General features: G+C 45.9%; 19 protein-coding genes. 9 read left to right on the top strand and 10 right to left on the bottom strand.

All coding sequences use genetic code 11. The features are described 5' to 3' along the window. The first annotated feature begins 154 nt into the window (after nt 1-154). On the top strand, nt 155-2,419 hold the full coding sequence (locus tag HGO26_RS15235; protein ID WP_105250693.1) for a GGDEF domain-containing phosphodiesterase: 2,265 nt from the start codon (nt 155-157) through the stop codon (nt 2,417-2,419). Nucleotides 2,420-2,511: 92 nt separating this feature from the next. Beyond that, nucleotides 2,512-3,357, top strand: a complete 846-nt coding sequence (locus HGO26_RS15230) for a 23S rRNA (adenine(2030)-N(6))-methyltransferase RlmJ (RefSeq protein ID WP_105250694.1) — start codon at nt 2,512-2,514, stop codon at nt 3,355-3,357. 69 nt (nt 3,358-3,426) lie between these two features. On the opposite strand, the gene HGO26_RS15225 is transcribed toward HGO26_RS15230, so the two are convergent. The 3 genes from HGO26_RS15225 to HGO26_RS15215 are packed head-to-tail and all read right to left on the bottom strand — an operon-like array spanning nt 3,427 to nt 5,835. Beyond that, on the bottom strand, nt 3,427-4,182 hold the full coding sequence (locus tag HGO26_RS15225; protein ID WP_168826208.1) for a lytic transglycosylase domain-containing protein: 756 nt from the start codon (nt 4,180-4,182) through the stop codon (nt 3,427-3,429). After that, nucleotides 4,182-5,219: a DUF3137 domain-containing protein gene (locus HGO26_RS15220; protein ID WP_168826206.1), complete on the bottom strand. Its 1,038-nt coding sequence runs from the start codon at nt 5,217-5,219 to the stop codon at nt 4,182-4,184. Before HGO26_RS15220 ends, HGO26_RS15225 begins: the two co-directional genes overlap by 1 nt. Nucleotides 5,220-5,268: 49 nt before the next feature. After that, a complete protein-coding gene (locus HGO26_RS15215; protein WP_168826204.1) occupies nt 5,269-5,835 on the bottom strand; it encodes a LemA family protein in 567 nt (188 codons plus the stop codon). Between the two features lie 559 nt (nt 5,836-6,394). Here HGO26_RS15215 and HGO26_RS15210 point away from each other — a divergent pair. Next, a complete protein-coding gene (locus tag HGO26_RS15210; RefSeq protein WP_168826202.1) occupies nt 6,395-8,017 on the top strand; it encodes an AbgT family transporter in 1,623 nt (540 codons plus the stop codon). Nucleotides 8,018-8,073: 56 nt separating this feature from the next. On the opposite strand, the gene HGO26_RS15205 is transcribed toward HGO26_RS15210, so the two are convergent. From HGO26_RS15205 to HGO26_RS15185, 5 genes are all read right to left on the bottom strand, one after another. After that, the gene (locus HGO26_RS15205) at nt 8,074-8,397 is read right to left on the bottom strand and encodes a hypothetical protein (protein WP_168826200.1); all 324 of its coding nucleotides are present in this window, start codon (nt 8,395-8,397) and stop codon (nt 8,074-8,076) included. A gap of 37 nt (nt 8,398-8,434) precedes the next feature. Further along, nucleotides 8,435-8,698: a hypothetical protein gene (locus HGO26_RS15200; RefSeq protein WP_168826198.1), complete on the bottom strand. Its 264-nt coding sequence runs from the start codon at nt 8,696-8,698 to the stop codon at nt 8,435-8,437. A gap of 141 nt (nt 8,699-8,839) precedes the next feature. Next, nucleotides 8,840-11,974: an efflux RND transporter permease subunit gene (locus HGO26_RS15195; RefSeq protein WP_168826196.1), complete on the bottom strand. Its 3,135-nt coding sequence runs from the start codon at nt 11,972-11,974 to the stop codon at nt 8,840-8,842. A gap of 9 nt (nt 11,975-11,983) precedes the next feature. Beyond that, the gene (locus HGO26_RS15190) at nt 11,984-13,129 is read right to left on the bottom strand and encodes an efflux RND transporter periplasmic adaptor subunit (RefSeq protein ID WP_105250703.1); all 1,146 of its coding nucleotides are present in this window, start codon (nt 13,127-13,129) and stop codon (nt 11,984-11,986) included. 814 nt (nt 13,130-13,943) lie between these two features. After that, complete coding sequence (locus HGO26_RS15185) at nt 13,944-14,633, bottom strand: DNA-3-methyladenine glycosylase I (RefSeq protein ID WP_131524443.1); 690 nt, start codon at nt 14,631-14,633, stop codon at nt 13,944-13,946. A gap of 206 nt (nt 14,634-14,839) precedes the next feature. Between HGO26_RS15185 and HGO26_RS15180 the strand changes: the two genes are divergently transcribed. Further along, complete coding sequence (locus tag HGO26_RS15180; RefSeq protein WP_168826194.1) at nt 14,840-15,487, top strand: glutathione S-transferase family protein; 648 nt, start codon at nt 14,840-14,842, stop codon at nt 15,485-15,487. A 24-nt stretch (nt 15,488-15,511) separates the two neighbouring features. Here HGO26_RS15180 and HGO26_RS15175 read toward each other — a convergent pair whose 3' ends face one another. Together HGO26_RS15175 and prlC are read right to left on the bottom strand one after the other, a co-directional pair. Further along, a complete protein-coding gene (locus HGO26_RS15175) occupies nt 15,512-16,042 on the bottom strand; it encodes a thioesterase family protein (protein ID WP_011791203.1) in 531 nt (176 codons plus the stop codon). Between the two features lie 175 nt (nt 16,043-16,217). Next, nucleotides 16,218-18,257, bottom strand: coding sequence for an oligopeptidase A (prlC, locus tag HGO26_RS15170; RefSeq protein WP_168826192.1), 2,040 nt, complete (start codon nt 18,255-18,257; stop codon nt 16,218-16,220). Between the two features lie 269 nt (nt 18,258-18,526). Here prlC and HGO26_RS15165 point away from each other — a divergent pair, with 269 nt between their 5' ends. From HGO26_RS15165 to HGO26_RS15145, 5 genes are all read left to right on the top strand, one after another. Next, nucleotides 18,527-19,318, top strand: a complete 792-nt coding sequence (locus tag HGO26_RS15165; protein WP_168826190.1) for a hypothetical protein — start codon at nt 18,527-18,529, stop codon at nt 19,316-19,318. Between the two features lie 183 nt (nt 19,319-19,501). Further along, nucleotides 19,502-20,068, top strand: a complete 567-nt coding sequence (locus HGO26_RS15160) for a hypothetical protein (protein ID WP_168826188.1) — start codon at nt 19,502-19,504, stop codon at nt 20,066-20,068. A 146-nt stretch (nt 20,069-20,214) separates the two neighbouring features. Then, complete coding sequence (gene gorA / locus HGO26_RS15155; RefSeq protein ID WP_168826187.1) at nt 20,215-21,570, top strand: glutathione-disulfide reductase; 1,356 nt, start codon at nt 20,215-20,217, stop codon at nt 21,568-21,570. Between the two features lie 181 nt (nt 21,571-21,751). After that, nucleotides 21,752-21,952 (top strand): DUF1656 domain-containing protein, encoded by a 201-nt coding sequence (locus tag HGO26_RS15150; protein ID WP_105250710.1) that lies wholly within the window; start codon nt 21,752-21,754, stop codon nt 21,950-21,952. Between the two features lie 6 nt (nt 21,953-21,958). Beyond that, nucleotides 21,959-22,822 carry an efflux RND transporter periplasmic adaptor subunit gene (locus tag HGO26_RS15145; RefSeq protein ID WP_168826185.1) on the top strand — a complete coding sequence of 288 codons (864 nt, stop codon included), beginning with the start codon at nt 21,959-21,961 and terminating at the stop codon, nt 22,820-22,822. Nucleotide 22,823 lies beyond the last annotated feature (1 nt).

Raw genomic sequence — 22,823 nt, 5'->3', positions numbered from 1 at the left:
TCTCAGTGCGCCCTTAATAATTCAAACAAGTATCACACTGTAATATACTGATTTATAAAGGCAGCAATCTATTTGTATAACAGTTTAGTGATTTATGTTATATGTTACGTCCCCAGCCAACCTGCGTGACTTCCGTACGGGATAAGGACTTTTTTTGCTTCAATGGCTAAAAGGTTTTTTGTTTATCAGGGAGCAAGATTTTTTAAATCCTGACAAAACGATATTAAAAACCAGCTTATTGCGGATTATTCTGCTCAGTGGCGCCATCTTGACCACTAGCATAGTGCTGCATAGCTCTTTAATTGCGTATGAGTTAAACCTCACTTTCATTATCAGCATTACGGTCAGTTTTTTAACCGTACTATTCCTGTCTTTATGGTTTACGCGCAAATATTTACTCGTCAGCTCTATCAGCCTGCTGGCGATGGTTATTGCAGCCTGTTTATCTATGCTGTTGTTTATCCCTGACTTTAACTTATCGCAGGTAGGTATTACTTTCTTATATACCTTGCCCTTGATGGCGCTTTTCCTGTTTGGCAGAAAAGTCGCTTTTATTATGATGTGTTTCAACGTATTGCCTTTTTTACTGCTACTGCGTAACCAAAACCTGCCACCCATTATCGATATTGATATCAGCCTACCTGCGACCCACGCTTATCTAAACGGTTTGCTGTTTATGTTTTTTAATATCTGTATCCCGTTGTCGGCAATGCGCCTGCTAAAAACCCAGAAAATCCATGCGCAGCAAATGATCCAGCATCAAAATGCACTGCAACATACATTAGATCAATATGCTGAAATCTTTGAAAATAATGGTACAGCCTCCTTCTTCTGCAATGAGGATGGAGTCATTCTCAACCTGAATAATGCCGCGAGGGAAATCGCTGGAGAAGTCACACTAAACAGCACTCGCCTATGTGACATTTTTGAACTTACCGAAGATACCAGCACGAATTTACTGGCGGCCTCGTTTCCGACCCATTTAAAGAACAATAACAGCACTAAATATCTGCTGCAAAAAGCCTCATTGCAACACCATGATACTTTGTTGTTTCACTGCCACGATGTCACAGAACAGGCAAACCATGCGATTGAACTGAGTCGACTTAAAAAACACCACATCAGCACGCATTTCTATGATTTAGTGACAGGATTACCCAACGAAAATCACTGGTATAACCCAGCGCCAAGCTTGATCCATCAGGAAATGACCGTAGCCTTAATCAAAATTGATAATCTTAGCCAAATTAATGCTGCTTTCGGTATCAGCGTCGGAGATGCCATCCTAAAAGCCTTTGCTATTGAACTCAAAAATCGCTTTGGTCATATCGCAAAAATATACCGATTTAGAGGAGCATCGTTTGCACTCGAGTTTACTAGCCTGCCGCTTATCTCCCCTGAAAACCTAGCGCTACAATTACGCGAGCGTATTCCAACAAACCTACAACTTAAGCAAGAACAACAGACTGAATATCATCTCGAGTGCAGAGTCGGTTGCAGCTCAGGTAATAAAGCCTCACCGCAGCAAGCCGCAGAGCAATGTTTAATTGCCATAAAACAAACCACCCAAGCTAGCCCAGTGATGGTGTATTACATTGGTTTGATTAACAATCTTCTCGAAGCTTCATCGCAAAAAGCCAGAATCCGTGACGCACTGAAACACAACCGCCTTGAAATGTGGCTGCAACCTAAAGTGATGGCCAATGGCCACATTACTAGCTTTGAAGCGCTAGCCAGAATGTTTGATGAAGACGGCACTATGATCATGCCGAACACTTTTATCCCCATTATAGAGTCATCTCAATTGCAGGCGATTTTTGCGATAAAAGTCTTCAGGCAATTACTACAACTGATCCGTTCTTGGCCTAAAAATGTACCTCTGGTCAGGATTGCCTTTAATTTATCTGGGCAAGATATTCTGTCGGATCGCTTCTTTAAAGTGTTAATCCAAACCTATATGAATCATCCTGAACTCATCCCATTGTTGGAAATTGAAATTACTGAAACCTCTGTATTTTCAACCCATAAAGAAACAGGCCGACGCTTAAACACCTTGGCTCGTATGGGAGTGTCTATCGCCATTGACGATTTTGGTACTGGCCATGCCTCATTAAGCCAGCTCATTGATATCAGTGCCGACACAATTAAAATCGACCGTTACTTTGTCAGTCAAATGGGCATTAGTGAACGCCATACCCAAATTGTTAACGCCGCCATCCTGTTAGCCAAGAGCTTAAAACTCAACGTCATTGCCGAAGGTATCGAAACCGAAGCCCAGTTATTGCAACTCACTGCGCTAGGATGCGAACAATTTCAAGGTTATTTATTCGGTAAACCCGCACCAGCGAATCTCTGGCTGAAAACCTTTCAAATGCAAACCCCCACACATTGGTTTGCCAATAAAAAGAGCGCCAACTGAGGCATTAAATTTACGCCTAGAAGCATCGCAGGTATAATTGCCGACTGGCATTTGCCTCTCTTTGCTATGTTTGCAAATTACTAGGATCCCCCATGTTAAGTTACCGCCATGGTTATCACGCTGGCAATTATGCCGATGTGTTGAAACACGCCATCTTGCTACAAACCTTGCAGCTGATGCACAAAAAAGACAAACCACTCGTGTATATCGATACCCACGCAGGTGCGGGTGGTTATGCTTTAAGCGATGAATTTGCACAGAAAACAGGTGAATACCTCGAAGGTGTAGCTAAGCTTTGGGATAAAACTGATCTGCCGCAGTCGCTGCAGGACTATGTCGCCGCCGTGCGCCATTTTAATGAAGAAAATCCAGACGAACTCAACTTCTACCCAGGTTCACCCGCCATTATCGACATGGAGCTAGGGCCTAAAGATCGCATGGTCTTGCACGAGCTGCACAGCACTGATTATGTGTTATTGGATGATTATTTCTGCGAAGACAGACAAGTTAAAGTGATCAAAGGTGATGGCTTAAAAGGCCTTATCGCCGCAGTACCACCATTAGAGCGTCGTGCTCTGGTGCTAGTCGATCCTAGCTACGAGATGAAAACCGACTACCAAGATGTGGCCGAAACCCTGATAAAAGCGCACAAGCGTTTTGCTACGGGTGTGTTTATCCTGTGGTATCCAGTCGTAAATCGTGCTCAGACCGAAGGTATGTTATCGCGCCTAGCCAGCAGTGGCATTAAACGTCAGCTGAGAATTGAACAAGCCATTAAGCCCGATTCAGATGAATTTGGCATGACAGCGGCAGGATTATGGATCATCAATCCACCTTGGCAGTTAGACGAAATCGCAACTGAATTAATGGATTACTTGGGTAAAACACTTGGACAAGTGGACGGTGACATTACCGTAAAATGGGAAGTCGGCGAGTAACCTTCGATTCAAATGGCGGCGATGATCTCCGGATTTTCGCCACTTCATTTTAGCTTATCAATGCGGCAACTAAACGTCCTTCTGCTCGCGGTAACGCTTCAATAAAATTTTCACACGCTCAACATAGGCTTGGGTTTCAGGATAGGGCGGAATGCCATTGTACTGAACCACGGTCGTCGGCCCCGCATTGTAAGCCGCGCAGGCCAATGCGATATCACCATTGAACTGTTTTAGCATTTGTGCCAAATACTTACTGCCACCTAAGATATTCTCTTCGGGTAAAAATGCATTTGCCACACCCATTTCTTTTGCTGTTTCTGGCATCAATTGCATTAATCCCATGGCGCCAGTTCGCGAAAGTGCACGCGCATTAAAGGCTGATTCCGCGTGGATCACAGCGCGGATTAAGGCGGGATCAAGTTGATGCTTATGGGCTGCATGGGAGATCAAGGCATCATAATTAGCGGTAAATAACCGAATACCATTCCAGTCTATGGTCGAATCGGGACGACAGGCAAAACAGTCATATAACAAAATTTGATACTGGTTATTTGCGGGGGCTTTGTCGGTAAATACGGTGACACCATTAGCTTGTTGGTATTGATAAATTTTGAGCTTTTCTAGACCTTCACTACTCACTATGCCGCTCTGTGAGTACCGCGCCACAATACGCGGCTTAGCTTTTTCGCGCGCCTCCTCAGCATTTGCATTTATCATCAAACTCGATATCAATAATAAGCACAGGCCTAGCGCCTCAAATCTGCAGGGCAATGAAAAGGCTGCAAAAGTCAGTGTACGAGCAAGCGCTAAGCGAGTAAGCAACATCAAAGTCCCGTGTACTGATTAAGTTTAAGTACTTCAATAATAGCAAAGAGTTGCTTCATTTCTCGGTTTATCTGACTAAATTCTACTGAAAAGGTTGCGCCATAAAAAATGGACTGCATTTGAAAATGCGTTCTGCGATTCGGCAGGAACAAAGTCAATTTATTGCGGAAAAATGCACATTGAATATTGCCATCGAAATGTTTGGCAAGCTCCTGTAAGCGCTCCATAAATGCCGTATTGAGCAAATAACGTGACTCGATTTGATCCGTTGAAAACACGTCGAACTCTTTTTCAAATTGCGGATCTTCAAGTTTGACTCGTACCAGTCCCGCATGGCTGTCGGAAAGGAAATTTGCTAAACCACCGCGATCCCTCAGCACAACAGTATGACCCATAAACGCTTTATGGCTACTAAGCTCAACCACTAAGCCACGAAACTGGGTTTCCGTGCGGGTCACAGTTCTGCGCCTGCTGGTACTGACATCCAGCTCTTCGACTTGCACATTCTTGGTCAGGGTAAGCTCATTGACCGCCAACTCAACGCCCTTATAGCAGCCTTGTATATAGTCACCGAAGCTGACTTTGTCGTATCGCGGTAATACTTTAGCCGCAACGAGTCGATTCATGTCGAGGCGCATTTCGCGGCTATAAATAAAATCATCGCCGAAATATTTAAACATCAGCGGATAAATATCATTTTGAACCAAATGCTTAAACTCACGAGTCGGAGCAAAGCTCCACCAGCATAATCCGACTAAGGCAAGCAATGGCAAAGGCGGGAAATAAGCGCCACCGCTGTAGTAGCCAATAACGGTGAGCAAACTCAGCCCAAGCACTATCATCAAACTCAAATACAAACGTTTACGCGCCGCCTTAAGGCAAGCCACACGCTTAGTTTCATATTTGCGACTGATGGGCGCGATATGTTCTTCGTAATACGCTTCGAGTTGAGGTAGTTCGTCAAAATCCGCAGACAAACCAACAGGCCCCCGATAAGTCCGAATCGGGCTACCTAAAATAAAAGTGATGATATTCATATTGATGTCATAGTATTGCAGGGTGATAACTCACCCTGCACAGCTAAGCTTACAAGTATTCGGCCGCATCTACGGGCGCTTTTGCCACTTCGCTTACCTCATAGAATGGCATCACTTTAATACTCGCCATAGAAGCGATAATCGAGCCGGGGAAGATTTCTACCGCAGTATTAAGCTCGGAAACTGCCGAGTTGTAAAAACGCCTCGCAGCTGAGATATGCGCTTCGACCTCGTTATAGGTCTGCATCGCCTGCAACATAGTGTTGTCGGACTTGAGCTCAGGATAGTTCTCCACATTCACCATCAAGGTGCTCATTTTGTCGTTCAACCGCTCAGCCTGAACTAAATGCTCTTTAACGGCACTCGGATCGGCCTTGTTGTAATTATGGCTGAGCTGAGTGCGTAATTCGGTGATTTCAGTGAGCAGTGACTTTTCATGCTCCATAAATCGTTTAGCGATTTTTAGAATGTTAGGCACAAGGTCGGCACGCTTGGTCAGCTGTACATCGATACCCGACAAGGCTTCGAGCGCGGTATTGCGCTTTTTGACTAGACTGACGTACCAAAGATAGGTCACGATAAAAATCAGCGTTAATCCCAATAACAATTTTTCCATCTTCCATCCTTAGGTTTCTTATTCTTGTTAATAGGATACAGCTAACCATAAATGAGTGAAAATTTCACCTGCGGGCTGATTAAGACAATGAAATTACTCGCTGGTCAGAGCTGGCGATGTCATCTAACGAGCAATCATCAACGAAACTGGCCATATTCAGCGATGAAAAGTGATCATCTGCATAAAAAACAGCATTTAAACTATAAATTTATCGATATTCAGCTCCGATACAGCAAACAACGTCTATAGTGATATGGCACAACATTAGAGCATCCAATTTTGCTCGTGAATACTGGACTCCTCGAGAGTCCATTTTTTTATCCTAATTTTAGCCCTCCTCGCCTCAACGCAGTCAATAGCAACATTTAAGTTTCAATTAAAACTTAACAATCATACTTTGCCGCTAATTTTTTAACTTTTACCTTAGCTTTCACTCCGAGTCTTGCACCTAGAGTTATCCCCTCAGCCACGTCATCCACAATCGGCCGTCGGCAATGTCTCGAGTCTGTTATAGGGTCCAAATATTGCGCTGCGTAAAGGTCGACATAAAGGAAGGACGATGAGTTTTAATTCCGGCGATATTCCTCCAAAAAAAGCTTCTGAACCCAATCCACAACAGGGCGATATCAGCTCTAGTGGTTGGTTTGTACGTTTTCTCAATATTGTTGAACGCTTAGGCAATCTGCTGCCCCATCCAATCACCTTATTCGCACTGTTCTGTGTTGCAGTGATCATTATTTCAGGTATTGCGGGCTACTTTGGGTTAACCGTAGTCGATCCTAGACCTATTGGCTCACACGGCCGCAGTGCCGACGGTTTAATCCATGTGGTGAGCCTGATGAACGCCGAAGGTTTGCGGATGATAGTCTCGCATCTAGTGACCAACTTTACTGGCTTTACGCCGCTCGGCACTGTGCTCGTGGCGCTACTCGGCGTCGGGATTGCCGAACGCTCTGGCTTATTATCTGCGGCTATGCGTGCTTTAGTCATGGGCGCCTCTAAACGATTAGTCACTGTGACCATAGTATTTGCCGGCATAATGTCCAACACCGCTGCCGAGCTTGGCTATGTGGTACTTATCCCTATGGCGGCGATGATTTTCCACTCCCTTGGCCGCCATCCACTTGCAGGTTTAGCTGCCGCTTTTGCCGGGGTTTCAGGAGGTTATAGCGCTAACTTATTGCTTGGTACTGTCGATCCCTTGCTATCGGGCATTACCGAAGCTGCGGCGCGCATGATAGATCCTCAATACAACGTCGGCCCAGAAGTAAACTGGTACTTCATGTTTGTCTCCACCTTTGTGATCACTTTCCTTGGCGCCTTTGTCACAGAAAAAATCGTCGAACCTAAGTTAGGTCAATACCAAGATGATGATGCAGACGAAACCGTACTGCAATCGATGGAGAGCATCAGTGCTATTGAGAAACGCGGCTTAAAATGGGCTGGGTTATCTATGTTAGTGCTCGCGGTTATTTTAGCGATTTCAGTCGTACCAGAAGGCGCACCGCTGCGCCATCCTGAAACCGGTCTCATCTCAGGTTCGCCATTCCTCAAGGGCATAGTCGCCTTTATCTTTATCTGTTTTGCCATACCTGGCTTTATTTACGGCAAAGTCGTGGGCAGCATCAAAAATGATAAAGATGTCATCAATGCCATGTCCCACAGCATGAGCACTATGGGCATGTATATCGTCCTCGTCTTTTTCGCCGCGCAGTTTGTCGCCTTCTTCAACTGGAGTAATTTAGGTGCAGTATTGGCGGTGTTAGGTGCCGATGCTCTGCAATCCATTGGCTTGACGGGCCCGATCGTATTTTTGTTCTTTATTATGCTCTGCGGCATTATCAACTTGATGCTTGGCAGTGCCTCGGCCCAGTGGGCCATTACCGCTCCTATTTTTGTGCCTATGCTGATGCTGGTTGGTTATGCGCCCGAAACGATTCAAGCGGCGTACCGTATTGGGGATTCGGTGACTAACTTAATCACACCTATGATGAGCTACTTTGGTTTGATCTTAGCGGTTGCCTGTCGTTACCAGAAAAACCTAGGGATAGGTACGCTGATCGCCACTATGCTGCCGTACTCGCTCGTGTTTTTCGTGGGTTGGACAGCGTTCTTCTTCCTGTGGGTATTTGGCTTTGGTCTGCCCGTTGGGCCGGGAGCCGCGACTTACTACACGCCTTAACCGCAATAAAAAGGGCGTCGATGATAAAGTCGACGCCCTTTCTTTATTCGATAACTTTACTCGTATAGCCATTCCATTAACAGACTGCAGATCATCAAAAAAATACCTAGATTAAACACATAGGTCTGTAGGGTAGATTTTAATGTCGTGTCCTCAGCTTGCGATACTATCTGGCTCACTGACATAAAAAATAATTGAGGGGCTAGCCCCATGCCCACAAATAACACTGCAGCACCGACACAGCGAGTTAACTCTGGTAGTACAAGCTCCTGCAAGTAAAATGCATAAACGCCATAGGCCAAAAATGCCAGCGCTATGCCATGGCATACCATTCCCACGATAAGTTGCTTAGTGGCAAGATTACCCCACGAAAACACCATGTCACTCCTACACTCAGCTTAACCAGAACTATTGATACTATTGGGCGCGAAGTTTATCTCGCTTACGATTAATCTGCACCCACACAAACCAACCAAATAAAATACCGCCAATGGGATAAATATAGAGCGCTCTTTGCAGTTCCGCCCAGAATGGATCGCCCGAGATAAAATAATGTATTAAGGCGACCACGAGGGACGTCAGCATACCCCAGAAAAATACGCCAAAGACCAAAATGACGTACATCTTACCTTTAGCAATGAGTGCATCTAGTTTTTGCAATTCCAACGCAGCATCATCCATGTTTCGTCCTCTTAACTGCCTCAGCGCAATATGCCAGAACTCGCGCACAGTGCCTATCCATCTTTATAACTAACAGCATTAAAATAACAAAAAGCCCTGCAATTGCAGGGCTTTAGTTTAGAAGTTTAGAAACGATCGAGCTTATTCAGCTGAGTTTGGCTTCTGTTCTTTACCTTTCTTCTCGCGCTTACTGAAGAGACGCTCCACTATCACGAAGAATAATGGTACGAAGAATATCCCTAGGAAAGTCGAGCTCATCATACCGCCGAGTACACCTGTACCAATGGCGTTTTGACTACCAGAGCCTACACCGGTACTGATAGCTAACGGCACAACACCCAGACCAAAGGCTAGAGACGTCATTAAGATGGGGCGAAGACGCACACGCACCGCATGTAAGGTCGCCTCAACTAAGCCTGAACCTTTCTCATAGAACTCTTTGGCGAATTCCACAATCAAGATGGCGTTCTTAGTCGCTAACCCTACTGTGGTTAACAGCCCCACTTGGAAGAACACGTCGTTTGGCAAGCCGCGACCATTCATTGCAATCAAGGCACCGATGATCCCGAGCGGAACCACGAGCACAACTGCAAAGGGTACCGACCAGCTTTCATAGAGTGCTGCCAATACTAAGAAGACCACTAAGATCGACAGAGCATACAGCGCTGGCGCTTGGTTACCCGATAGACGTTCTTCATACGATAGACCGTTCCACGCGACACCAAAACCAGGAGGAAGCTGCTTGGCTAAGTCTTCCATAATTGTCATAGCTGCACCGGTACTGAAACCAGGAGCCGTGGCACCTTGAATGTTCATCGATGGTAAGCCGTTAAAGCGTTCTAAACGTGGAGAACCGTATTCCCATGCACCAGTGGCAAACGCAGAGAATGGCACCATGTCACCCTTGTTATTGCGCACGTACCAAGAATCTAAATCTCCCGGTTGCATACGATACTGGGCATCACCTTGCACATATACTTTCTTCACGCGGCCGCGGTCAATAAAGTCATTCACATAAGAACCACCCCAAGCCGTTGCAAGCACATTGTTCACATTAGTGATTTCAATGCCTAACGCGCTCAACTTAGCGTGATCTACATGTAATTGATAAATTGGCGCATCTTCTTGACCGTTTGGACGCACACCCACCAGATTTGGATTCTGTGCCGCCATACCAAGCAGTTGATTACGTGCCGCCACTAACTTCTCGTGGCCTTGGCCGTTCTTATCCTGCAGGTACATGTCGAAACCGTTCGCCGTCCCCAACTCGATTACCGCAGGCGGTACGAAGGCAAATACTAAGGCATCTTTCATCTGACCGAACACACCCATAGCGCGACCAGCAATAGACTTCACATCCATACCAGACGCTTCACGCTCAGACCAATCCTTCAAACCAACGAAGGCGATACCCATGTTTTGCCCTTGACCCGCAAAACTGAAGCCCGCCACGCTAAACACCGATCTCACTCCCTCCTCAGCCATAAAGTGATCAGACACTTTCTCCAATACTTTTAAGGTGCTTTCTTGAGTTGAGTTAGTCGGCAAAATGGCTTGCGTGAACAAAATACCTTGGTCTTCATCTGGTAAGAAAGCCGTAGGCATACGGATAAAGATCCAACCCACTGCAATAACCAGCACAACGTAAATCGCCATCACTCTAAAGCCGCGCTTGATGATCCCAGCAACGCTCGACTCATAACGATTAGTCAGTTTATCGAAACTACGGTTAAACCAACCAAAGAAGCCAGTTTCGATATGAGCATGGCCCTTCTTAATCGGTTTGAGCATAGTCGCACAAAGTGCAGGAGTTAAAATCAAAGCAACTAGAACAGACAACGCCATAGCAGATACGATAGTGATAGAGAACTGACGATAAATAACCCCCGTTGAACCTGACATAAATGCCATAGGGACAAACACTGCGGAGAGGGTCAGACCGATACCGACTAAAGCACCAGTAATTTGATCCATCGACTTACGCGTCGCTTCCAGTGGACTTAAGCCCTCCTCGGCCATTACCCGCTCGACGTTTTCCACCACCACAATCGCATCGTCCACCAGCAAACCAATGGCGAGCACCATAGCAAACATGGTTAAAGTGTTAATCGAGAAACCCGCTAACGACAGAATCGCAAAGGTTCCCAGCAATACCACAGGTACTGCAATAGTCGGGATCAAAGTTGCGCGGAAATTTTGCAAGAAGAGGTACATGATGATGAACACTAGTACAATAGCTTCAAGCAAGGTATGTACTACACCTTCTATCGATTTTTCAACGAAAGGCGTTGTATCGTATGGATAAACAACTTCTAGCCCTTGCGGGAAGAAAGGTTTCATCTCAGCAATTTTTTCACGAACAGCTTCAGCAGTATCAAGCGCGTTAGCACCCGTTGCCAGCTTAATCGCTAACCCTGTCGCAGGTTGACCGTTATACAGTGACACCACAGCATAACTTTCAGAACCTAATTCAACCCGTGCCACATCGCTTAGGAAGACGTTTGCGCCTGAAATATCCGATTTAAGGATAATTTTGCGGAACTCTTCCGCCGTTTGTAAGCGGCTTTGAGCCGATACCGTTGCGTTCAACTCTTGGCCAGCCACAGAGGGCGCGCCACCTAACTGTCCAGCTGAAACTTGAGCGTTTTGAGAACGAATCGCAGCGATAACGTCTAAACTGGTCAAGTTGTATTGAGTCAATTTCAACGGATCTAGCCATATACGCATCGCATATTGGGCACCAAACAGCTGAATTTCACCTACGCCCGGTACGCGACTCATAGGATCTTGAATGTTCGCACCAACATAGTCGGCGATATCGCCTTTATCTAACGAACCATCGGTCGATACGAAGCCTAATACCATTAAGAAGCCTGAACTCGACTTGTTAACGTTAACCCCTTGCGCCTGCACCTCTTGCGGTAACAGGGTCATAGCGCCCTGTAACTTGTTCTGCACTTGAACCTGTGCAATATCCGGATCGGCTTCAGCGTTAAAGGTTAAAGTGATCTCAGCATTACCAAAACTGTCACTGGCTGAGGCGATATAACGGAGGTGATCGATACCCGTCATACGTTGCTCAATCACCTGAGTCACAGAATCTTCAACAATCTTAGCGGAAGCGCCAGGATAGTTAGCACTGATCACCACGGTTGGTGGTGCAATGTTAGGATATTGGGACACTGGCAGCGAGCGGATCGAGAGGATCCCCGCCAGCATAATAATCAAGGAGATCACCCACGCAAAGATGGGGCGATCAATAAAAAAACGTGCCATAGCTATGCCCTATTGTGCTTGCGTTTCAGAAATAACTTTGGTGGTTACTGGAGCGCCGGGACGAACTTTCTGTAATCCTTCCACAATCAACTTGTCGCCCACAGTTAAACCAGAAGTGACTCGCCATTGGTTGTTAATCACTTCTGCGGTCGTCACTGTTTTCGCTTCGACTAAACCTTGGTCATTCACCACCATAGCCACAGCTTCACCCTTAGAGTTACGCGTAATCGCTTTTTGTGGAACCAAGATAGCCTGTGGATCAGTACCAGCATTTAACATAGCGCGAACATACATGCCAGGTAACAAGATACCTTCTGGATTAGGGAATTCTGCGCGCAGAATAACGGAGCCAGTGTTTGGATCCACGCTCACTTCAGCGAACTGCAACTTACCCGGATGACTATATTGAGTGCCATCTTCAAGCAATAATTTCACGTCTGCATTTTCTGAAGCTTGTAGCTTACCTTGCTGCAACTTAGCTTTAAGACGTAACAACTGAGCACTCGATTGCGCGATATCCACATTGATAGGATCAAGTTGTTGAATCGTCGCCAGCGTTTGGCTCTGGTTGGCAGTGACTAACGCACCCGCAGTCACACTCGATTTACCGATACGACCAGAGATAGGCGCTAATACTTCAGTATATTGCAGGTTGATTTTAGCGGTGTTAATCGCAGCTTCAGCCACGGTTACATTCGCTAATGCTTCTTTATAAGCCGCTTCAGCTTCATCGAACTCTTGCTTACTGATGGCGTTGGTTTTTACCAATTGCTGATAACGTGCCGCCTTAGCTTTTGCTGAGGCTAAGCCCGCATTCGCTCTGGCTAAATCAGCATTGGCACTCACTAAAGCAGCTTTATAAGTTGAAGAATCAATCTGATACAGAGATTCACCCTGTTTCACATTACCACCTTCAACAAAACTACGCTTAGTGATAATACCGTTAACCTGTGGACGAACTTCAGCCTCGAGGAAAGCTTTACTGCGTCCTGGTAATTCCACCTGAATCACTTGTGGCTGGGCAACAACATTAAGGATTCCCACTTCCATACTACGTGGACCAGCACCCGCCTGAGCGCTCTCTTCTTGAGGGCTGCAAGCTGCCATCCATAACGCCACGCTTATAACTGAGGCAAGTTTAATTGTCTGCCGCATGAGAACTCCTTCAAATATTAACTGCCCACATACCAGTACACTTATTGCGCTGACACGAGCCGTAATTGTAACTAAAATCAAATCCGTTATTTATCTCATAGCCTATATGAATCAACAAGGAAGATAACGAAACTAAATTGTAAACTAATGAAAATTTTCACTCATTCAGCATTACTATATTCATCGAATTGTTATTCGATTTAAAAAATCGGTTAACTTTGAGTGGCATTGTTAGGGGGATATGCCGTAAAACACCCAATAAGCCTACTCCATATTGAATATGTTGCAAATCTGTTCATATTCTAGACTTGCGGCAGGCCAAGGCCCACAGCTCAATGACGTTAGCTTAACCGTCACTTGTTGCAATAATTTGTACATAGAGACGAAAACGCAGCGCGCTTGTTTTTACTCAGGCCACTCTCAGCATCAAGTCGTTAAAAACGACCCTATCAAGACTGACAATACCGAAAGAGAGTAAGCAAAGAGCTGGCTTCAGACTGCTTGCGCGTAAAAACATGAATACATCCGATAGCGGATTGCTGTGCAATTTATTACATCTACTATTTGTGCACGGCTAAAATGCAGCGCCAGCGTTATGAGCCAACGCCACACAATTAAACAGCCACAAATAATAGCTAGCGAGCTATTTTAGTGGTTACCCCAAAACGGAGCAAACCCGAAATTCAGATTAATACCCCATTAAATGAAACTCAGACTCCCACAAATAATGCTTCTGTAATGAAAAATCTTGCTAGCAAAGCAATATTTGTCTATTAAAACTAATTTGTTCATCTTCAATCACAACTTAACAGGACTAAATTCGATTATCGCCCACGCTGCAAGCCAAAATACGGCTGATATCAGCCAAACAACGACCCGACTCCTGTTGCCACTGATTAAATACGGCTTGCACTTGTTTAAGCGCCGTTTGTGATGAAAAACCCGTATCGACTAACTTATGTGCTTTAAAATAGCCTTGTACATCATCGGTTAACAAAAAAGTATCTTTGCCAATACCGCGCAGAAAATAGGGGCCCGTATTGCCGCCCAGTCGGGTACCGCGTTTCTTTAAAAATGCCCACAACCCGATAATATCCTGCGTCGGCCAAGCGGCGATCAGCTGCGCCAAGCTGCCATGTTCGCGAGCAACATCGTGGATCATCAGAGCATTATCATAAATGGCTTGAGTCTTTTTAAGATGGCGAATCAAGGTCGCATCACTTGCCCGCGCTTGAATTTGCTCAGGCGATAACATTAATACTTTATGCGGTTCGAACCCAAAGAAAGACTTCTCATACTCGGGCCATTTGTTCACAACCACCCGCCATACAAACCCACTTTGAAACACCTGACGGCTCATCGCCGACAATAATTCAGCATCCCGATATTGGCGAATTTCATCATCAGACAGGCAACCAGACAATAAGGCTTCGAGTCCAGCAGGTCCGCCTTTGCGCTCACTGGCTCTGGCATAAATAGATGAAAAACGCTCTAACTGGCTCATATTATTACCTTTAAAATGATTAAATCCCGACACTTCCTATATGGGCTCATAATACCTATTTTTACCCCTGATGGATCACTTGGCTTTGCCAAGAAAAATTGTGTTTATTCCAGCATTTTTTAAGAAAACTCTTACAGCAAGCGCTTCAATTACGACTAAAGTTAAAACGTAAAGTCCGTAAAAGACTGGGTTTGGAGTGAGTGCCTATGGAGCTTTTTTATCACCCGTTATCACGCTATTCACAGAAAGTGCTCATCGCACTTTATGAAAAGCAGGCCAACTTCTACCCCAGAATCATAGATCTACGCGACCCTTTGTCCCGCAAGGAATTTCACCAACGTTATCCGCAAGCGCGAATCCCCCTGCTTAAAGCCCAAAATGAACAGCTGATACCCGAATCCAGCATTATTATCGAGTACTTAGATAGGCATTTTGAAAACAGTACCCAGCTGCTGCCACAAGAGCCACAACGCAACTTACAGGTACGTTTGTTCGATCGCATCATAGACAATGATATTAACAACCCATTATTTCAATTAGAAAAGTTAAAGCATATAGAAGACAGTAATGAATTCGAAATCAAACAATTAGAGAAGCAACTACTGGCACAGTTTCAACGCTTAGACGCGCAACTCACACAACATCATTGGGTCTGTGGCGACAGTTTTACCTTAGCCGACTGTGCACTTATCCCTTGCTTAAGCTATAGCTTCCAACATCTAAACCTGTTGGATTTAGATGAAATCGTGCGCTATTGGCAACAGGCACAACTGCGTGGCGCTTGGATGTTAGTACAAGAAGAGGTGTTACTGGCAGAGATGGAGGAAACGGCAGGAATAAGAGGCATACCTTAGCGAGTAAGTCATGCCTCAACACAATCACATATTGCGTTCTTTCTTCAACTGCAAAAACGCTTTCCACTTCACGACTTCTGGCGGCAACTCAGGTGCAGGATCGGTATAACCCGCCTCTTTCACTAGTACATCTAGCGGCACTTGCTTACCTTTGCACACAAACACACCGCGTACATGAACGATACAATGTAGGCCACGTTCGCTCACAAAGCGTTGTTCAATATAGAAATATTTTTCATCCCAACCGACGACTTTGGTTTCAATCTCAAAGGTTTTTAGCGGCTTAATATCGCGAATATAGGTAAATTCGGCGGCATTGACTATCGGCATCCACTTCAACTTTAAGAAACGTTTCAGCAGACCCATCTCAGCCAACATATAAGTCCGCGCCAGATCCATAAACGCGGGATAGCGAGAATTAGTTAGATGGAAATTGATGTCGCAATCGCTCGGTAAAGCACGATAAGTGATACGGCTTGTCCCTAGAAAATCGATCTTACGACAATGGCGCGTGCGCCAAAATAACAACCAAAACAAACGAAAATACAGATTCATAACGCGCCGCCCTTGAAATAAGAGCCACAGGCTAACAGAGGTCATACCACAGGGCAAGCGGGATATAGCTCACAAAAAAGACGCCCTAAGGCGTCTTTTTATCGTTCGATTAAGCTAAATACCCTCAGATAATCAGCCCATTAAAAGGGGCTGATTTATCAAAACTCACAATTGCTTATGCAGCAATGCCTGAATGTCTTAACAGGGCATCGATATTCGGCTCGCGTCCCATAAACTGTTTAAACAAGTTCATAGGTTCGGCAGAGCCTCCCATTTCGAGGATATTGTGCAGGAAGCGACGACCCGTTTCAGGGTTGAAAATACCTTCCTCTTCGAAACGGGAAAAGGCATCCGCCGAGAGCACTTCAGCCCATTTATAGCTGTAATAACCTGCGGCATAACCGCCTGCAAAAATATGGGCAAACCCATGTTGGAAACGGTTAAAATCCGGCGGCGTTAATACGGCCACCTGACGACGCACTTCGTCTAAGGTTTCTTGAATGCGCGCGCCTTTAGCTGGATCGTATTCGTGGTGCATTCTAAAATCGAACAATGAGAACTCGAGTTGGCGCAGCATCATCATACCAGACTGGAAGTTTTTCGCCGCCAGCATTTTATCTAATAAGGCTTTAGGTAATGGTTCGCCGGTTTCAAAGTGGCCAGAAATTTCGGCTAATGCTTCTTCCTGCCAACACCAGTTTTCCATAAATTGACTTGGTAACTCGACCGCATCCCAAGGCACGCCATTGATACCCGACACGCCTGCAACATCGATTTTGGTCAGCATGTGGTGGATACCATGGCCAAATTCGTGGAACAGGGTTGTCACTTCATCATGGGTAAACAGCGCAGGTTTGCCATCGACCGGACCATTAAAGTTACAGGTCAAATAAGCCACAGGCTTTTGTAATCCATTGGCGGTTTGACGGCGCACACGGCAGTCATCCATCCAAGCACCACCACGTTTACCTGTGCGGGCATATAAATCGAGGTAGAAACTACCTCTGTGTTCGTCAGTTTCGTCGAAAATATCGAAGAAACGCACGTCTTTATGCCATCGGTCAAAATCCTTTTGCTCAAGGATTTTAAGGCCGAACAAACGCGATACTGTGTAGAATAAACCTGAGAGCACTTTATCTTCGGGGAAATACGGACGCAGGATTTCCTGTGAAATCTCATACTTATGCTGCTGCAACTTCTCAGCATAGAAACTTAAGTCCCAAGAGGCCATTTCAGTCACGCCATATTCGGCCTCTGCAAACGCTCTCAGCTCAGCCAGTTCTGCCTTAGCTTGATCCTTTGAGCGCAGCGCTAACTCATTTAAAAATGCCATCACCTGCGCCGGTGTTTCAGCCATTTTCGTCGCTAGGGATTTGTCAGCAAAACTGTCAAAACCGAGTAACAATGCGAGTTCGTGGCGCAAAGCAAGAATTTCGTCCATCAGCGGGCTGTTATCAAACTCTCCGGCATTGGGACCTTGATCTGAAGCGCGAGTGACAAACGCACGGTAGCATTCTTCCCGAAGACTGCGGTTTTCGCTGTAGGTCATGACGGGTAGGTAAGAGGGAAAATCTAAGGTAAATAACCAACCTTCTAGCTCACGCGACTGCGCCATCGCTTTAGCGGCGGCTTTGGCAGACTCAGGCAAACCAGCAAGCTCAGCTTCATCAGTGATCAACTTAGTCCAAGCTTGCGTCGCATCCAGTAATTGATTCGAAAAGCCACTGGTGAGTTCAGAAAGACGTTTTACAATCTCGCTATAACGCACTTTTTGCGCGTCATCTAAGCCAATACCCGATAGTTCAAAGTCGCGCAGGCTGTGCTCTATCACCATCTGCTGCGCTTGGCTCAATTGTGCAAATTCATTGGATGCTCGCAGCGCTTTATAGGCTTGATACAAACCTTGGTGTTGGCCAACGTAAGTACCGTATTCCGATAAAAGAGGTAAACAAGCATCATGGGCGGCACGCCACTCATCTGTGCTAGTCACTGAATTCATATGAGAAACTGGCGACCAAATTTGGCTTAGCTCATCATCAACCTGTTCTAATGGCGCGACCAAGTTGTCCCACGTAAAAGGACCTTGGTTCTGCAGCACTTCATCAATCTTAGTGCGGCACTGAGCAATGGCATGCTCAACGGCGACTTGAATATGTTCCGGTTTAATCTGTGAAAAAAGCGGTAATTTTGCGCCGCTAAGCAAAGGGTTGCTCATATTGACTCCTCAACAATCTGTATCTGTTATAAATAAGGGCTAATGGCCTATTTATCAAGGCGAGAAAACCGATTGTCCCCTTCGAACGTCTTACTTAACCCTATTTCCCTTGAAAAAAAGTGAACTAGTTCGCATTTAGGATTTACGTTTTATTTACCTACACATTGTTGCAATCTCGATCGCAAATCGAATCAATTCGCATTAATGTTTGTATGTGGGCAAGGTATTATCTGCATAACTAACGTACCTCGACCAAAATCAGTAAAAATATGGCAACACACTCAGTGAAACTTATCGCCAGCGTCCTCTGCACATTAGGGATCAACTGCCTTAGTCACAACGCAGTTGCTAATGAGGGCCTAGAACAAGTCGATAGTATTTCAAACACCATATTACCCCGCCAGATAACAGAACCTTTGGCGGTGACGCTGGATTTAGGTTGGGACAGCAAATATGTCTCACAGGGTCGCAATAACTTGCAAAATGGGGGTATTTATTGGCTCAATGCTGCCGTTCAACACGGCAACTTAACCACTTATGCCTTAGTCGGACGCGGTGATAGCCAAGCCTATACAGAGTGGAATATCGGCCTTGAATATGGGTTCAACTTAGCCGAAAACCTAGAGGCTAATCTGGGATATCAGCGCATTGAAGGCTATAGCAATAGCCGCTGCCAAGATAACGAGCTATTTGCAGAACTCGCCTACAGCGCCACAGCTTGGTTGGTACCATCGGTGAGTTATGTCTATTCCACAGAGGCAGCAGGCTACTTTGTTGAAGTGAGTTTGCACAGTTATTGGAGTATCACAGACCAGTTCAGCCTCACGCCCTATATCACTCAAGGGTTTGATTTTAAATACCGCACAGAAGAACACGATGGCAGTAATAACCTGCAGTTTGGCCTCGAAGCGAATTATCAACTGACCCCAAGCATGAATATTAGCGGACACATTAGCCACAGCATTGCCCAGAGTGATATTGAGCAAGAAGCCTCAGCCAACGGCGATATAAGTTCACAGGATCAAACCTATGCAGGCATCCACTTTGCGATAACGTTTTAACGTCGTTTTAGCTCTGTGTTTCTAGCGCTGTATTGCAACCTTCCTCTGTCAATTTATCCCGCGACATTTGGCAAAAACAAAGCTCACTAACTAAACTCAAAATGTCGACGGAGCGACTCACTATTCATATCGATTTTGCCGAGGAACAGGGAATGTTACATCGATTTTGCCGAGGAACAGGGAATGTTAACGCATCATTTCTATCTTATCCGAACCGCTGTCATTGCCTTGCCCCTGCTTTTTATCCAAGTGACAAGCTCGACTAATGCGCAGCAGGTATCTGAGCCTGAACCGAGTCTAGAATCCTTAGCACAACCGGCACAAACGGCGCCTTTGCCCCTAGGCACTTTGCTCGACAATGAGGGCAAGCCGATTAATGTGCCTAACCAAGTGCAAAGTGCATTCGAGTATTCGCCCCCCACTGTCACACCCGCAGAGCCATCCAAAACCACTAAATCAACTAAAGCCACTCAATCGAACAAAGCCGCTAAGAGTAAAAAACTCAGTCGCAAACAACAGCTCGCCAGTCGTGCACATGTCGCCAATGATCCTAACTGCCGTTGGCTCGATAAACGTATGGATCAGCTAGAGTCCCTACTCGGCGACAAGCAAGATAACGCGGCTAAACATCAAGCCGACGAACTCAGCGCCCGCCAAAAAGAGTGGCAGTGTTTGAAATGTGGTGCAGAAGGCCCAGCTCAAAACGATCACTCTAAGTGCCAATATCGCCGCGAAACAGCCACACGATAACAACTGAATGCAACTTTAGGAGTATTTTTATTAAAAGCAATGCCTTATACGTTAGTGATGCAATAGGCTGGTCTGTTACCGCAAAGCCCCCTACAATGACCTTCTGCTGTAAAGCATCTCATCCTTGAAGTAAGACGGAGAAACTCATGGCTCAACATTTTGACTATATCTGCCTAGGCGCAGGCAGCGGCGGTATCGCCTCAGCAAACCGAGCGGCAATGCGTGGTGCTAAGGTTCTACTCATCGAAGCCAAACACGTGGGTGGCACCTGTGTAAACGTAGGTTGTGTGCCCAAAAAAGTCATGTGGTATGGCGCCCATGTTGCCGAAGCGATGAACCTTTACGCCAAAGATTATGGTTTCGACGTCACTGTTAATAAATTCGATTGGAACACTTTGGTCGAAAACCGCGAAGCCTACATTGGTCGCATTCACGATGCCTATGGCCGTGGTTTTGCCAACAATAAAGTGACGCTGTTAAATGGCTACGGCCGTTTTGTGGATGGCAACACCATCGAAGTGGACGGCGAACATTACACCGCCGATCACATCCTTATCGCCACTGGCGGCGCACCGACGATTCCGAACATTCCTGGCGCGCAATACGGTATCGACTCCGATGGTTTCTTCGCCCTACGCGAGCAACCTAAGCGCGTTGCAGTTGTTGGCGCGGGTTATATCGCTGTTGAAGTCGCTGGCGTGTTACACGCTCTGAGCAGTGAAACTCACTTATTAGTGCGTAAACATGCGCCGCTGCGTAACTTTGACCCTATATTAGTCGATGCTCTCGTCGATGCGATGGCAACCGAAGGCCCAACATTGCACACCCATAGCGTGCCAAAAGCCGTGGTTAAAAATGCCGATGACAGCCTGACATTAAACTTAGAAAACGGTGAAAGCATTACAGTCGATTGCTTGATTTGGGCAATTGGCCGCTCACCTGCAACAGGCAATATCGGCCTAGAAAATACTGAAGTGCAATTAGATAGCAAAGGCTATGTCATCACTGATGAGCAGCAAAATACAACTCACAAAGGGATTTACTGTGTCGGCGACATTATGGCGGGCGGCGTAGAGCTCACCCCTGTTGCGGTTAAAGCGGGCCGTTTGTTATCTGAGCGTTTATTTAACGGCATGACAGATGCCAAAATGGATTACAACCTGATCCCAACAGTTGTATTCAGCCATCCGCCTATCGGCACTATGGGCTTGACCGAACCTGAGGCCCGTACTCAATACGGCGACGATAACGTCAAAGTGTATACGTCGACGTTTACCTCCATGTACACAGCCGTTACGGCCCATCGCCAAGCCTGTAAGATGAAGTTAGTCTGCGCTGGCAAGGACGAAAAAGTCGTTGGTATTCATGGTATTGGTTTTGGTATGGACGAAATCCTTCAGGGTTTCGGCGTCGCCATGAAAATGGGCGCGACTAAGGCCGATTTCGATGCGGTCGTTGCTATCCACCCCACGGGCGCGGAAGAGTTTGTTACCATGAGGTAGAAGCGATTTTCGCTTTGATTTCATCATATTTAGGGCCAGCTTATGCTGGCCCTAATTGATCACAGATAGCATAAAACCATTAACTCTCACGCGACTTTCCTATAATCTCGACGGAGTACTTTGCATTTTAAACACTTAGTGCGGTTATCGCTGCGCCACTGTTATCGGGATGAATAGCGTAATGCTTAAAGAACTCGCGTTCGATGGTTTGTTATTTAGTCCATTAATTATCTTTATCCCCTTAGCTTTTCTGCTTTCCTGCATCACTCGCTGGGTACTCTATCAAACTGGGCTCTATCACAAGCTGTGGCGCGCAGCTTGGTTCGAAGTTGGGCTGTTTATCTGCTATCTGGCGTTGGTCATTTACTTGCTTGGGAGTTGATTGTTCATGGGAAAAATCTTTCGTATCAGCCTCACCCTTATTGTGGTCGCGATTGCAGGTATCGCCGGACATTGGATATGGTCGCACTACCTTTATTCTCCTTGGACCCGCGACGGCCGAGTTCGCGCCGAAATCATTACCATAGCGCCAGATGTATCCGGTTGGGTAAACCAACTGAATGTAAAAGACAATCAAGTCGTTAATAAAGGTGATGTATTGTTCACAGTGGACGATACCCGCTACAAAGCCACCATTGCCGAATTGAATGCCAAAGCGGAAAGCCAAAAATTGGCATGGGAACTGGCAAAGCATAAGTACAAACGCCGTATCGGTTTGACCAATGACAACTTGGTCAGCAAAGAAACCTTCGACGAAGCCTTTATCAATACCGAACTGGCAAGAACCAGTTATGAGCTCGCACAGGCGCAATTGAATACCGCCAAAATTGACTTAGCGCGAACGCAAATTCACGCTCCCGAAAACGGCACACTGATCAATTTAAGCCTGCGTAATGGCAACTATGTCAGCAAAGGCAACTCAGTATTTTCGCTGGTCAAACAAGATTCTCTCTATATCACAGGCTATTTTGAAGAAACCAAAATCCCCTTGGTTCACATAGGTCAAAACGCCGATGTCAGCCTGATGAGTGGCGGCCATGTCTTGCACGGCAAAGTGACCAGCATAGGCAAGGCAATCGCCAATACCAATGTCACCGCTAATGGGCAGTTATTACCGCAAATCGGCCAAACCTTTAATTGGGTGAGATTGTCACAACGTATTCCGGTCGATATCCAGCTAGACAGCATTCCTAAGGACATAGAGCTGAGCGTCGGCATGACAGTTTCCATCCAGCTACAGACTGACAAATAGT

Origin of the sequence: Shewanella oncorhynchi (assembly GCF_012584455.1) — a bacterium.
GTDB lineage: Bacteria > Pseudomonadota > Gammaproteobacteria > Enterobacterales > Shewanellaceae > Shewanella > Shewanella oncorhynchi.
The sequence above is the reverse complement of the archived record's forward strand: the minus strand, read 5'-3'. Positions and strand labels throughout refer to the sequence as shown.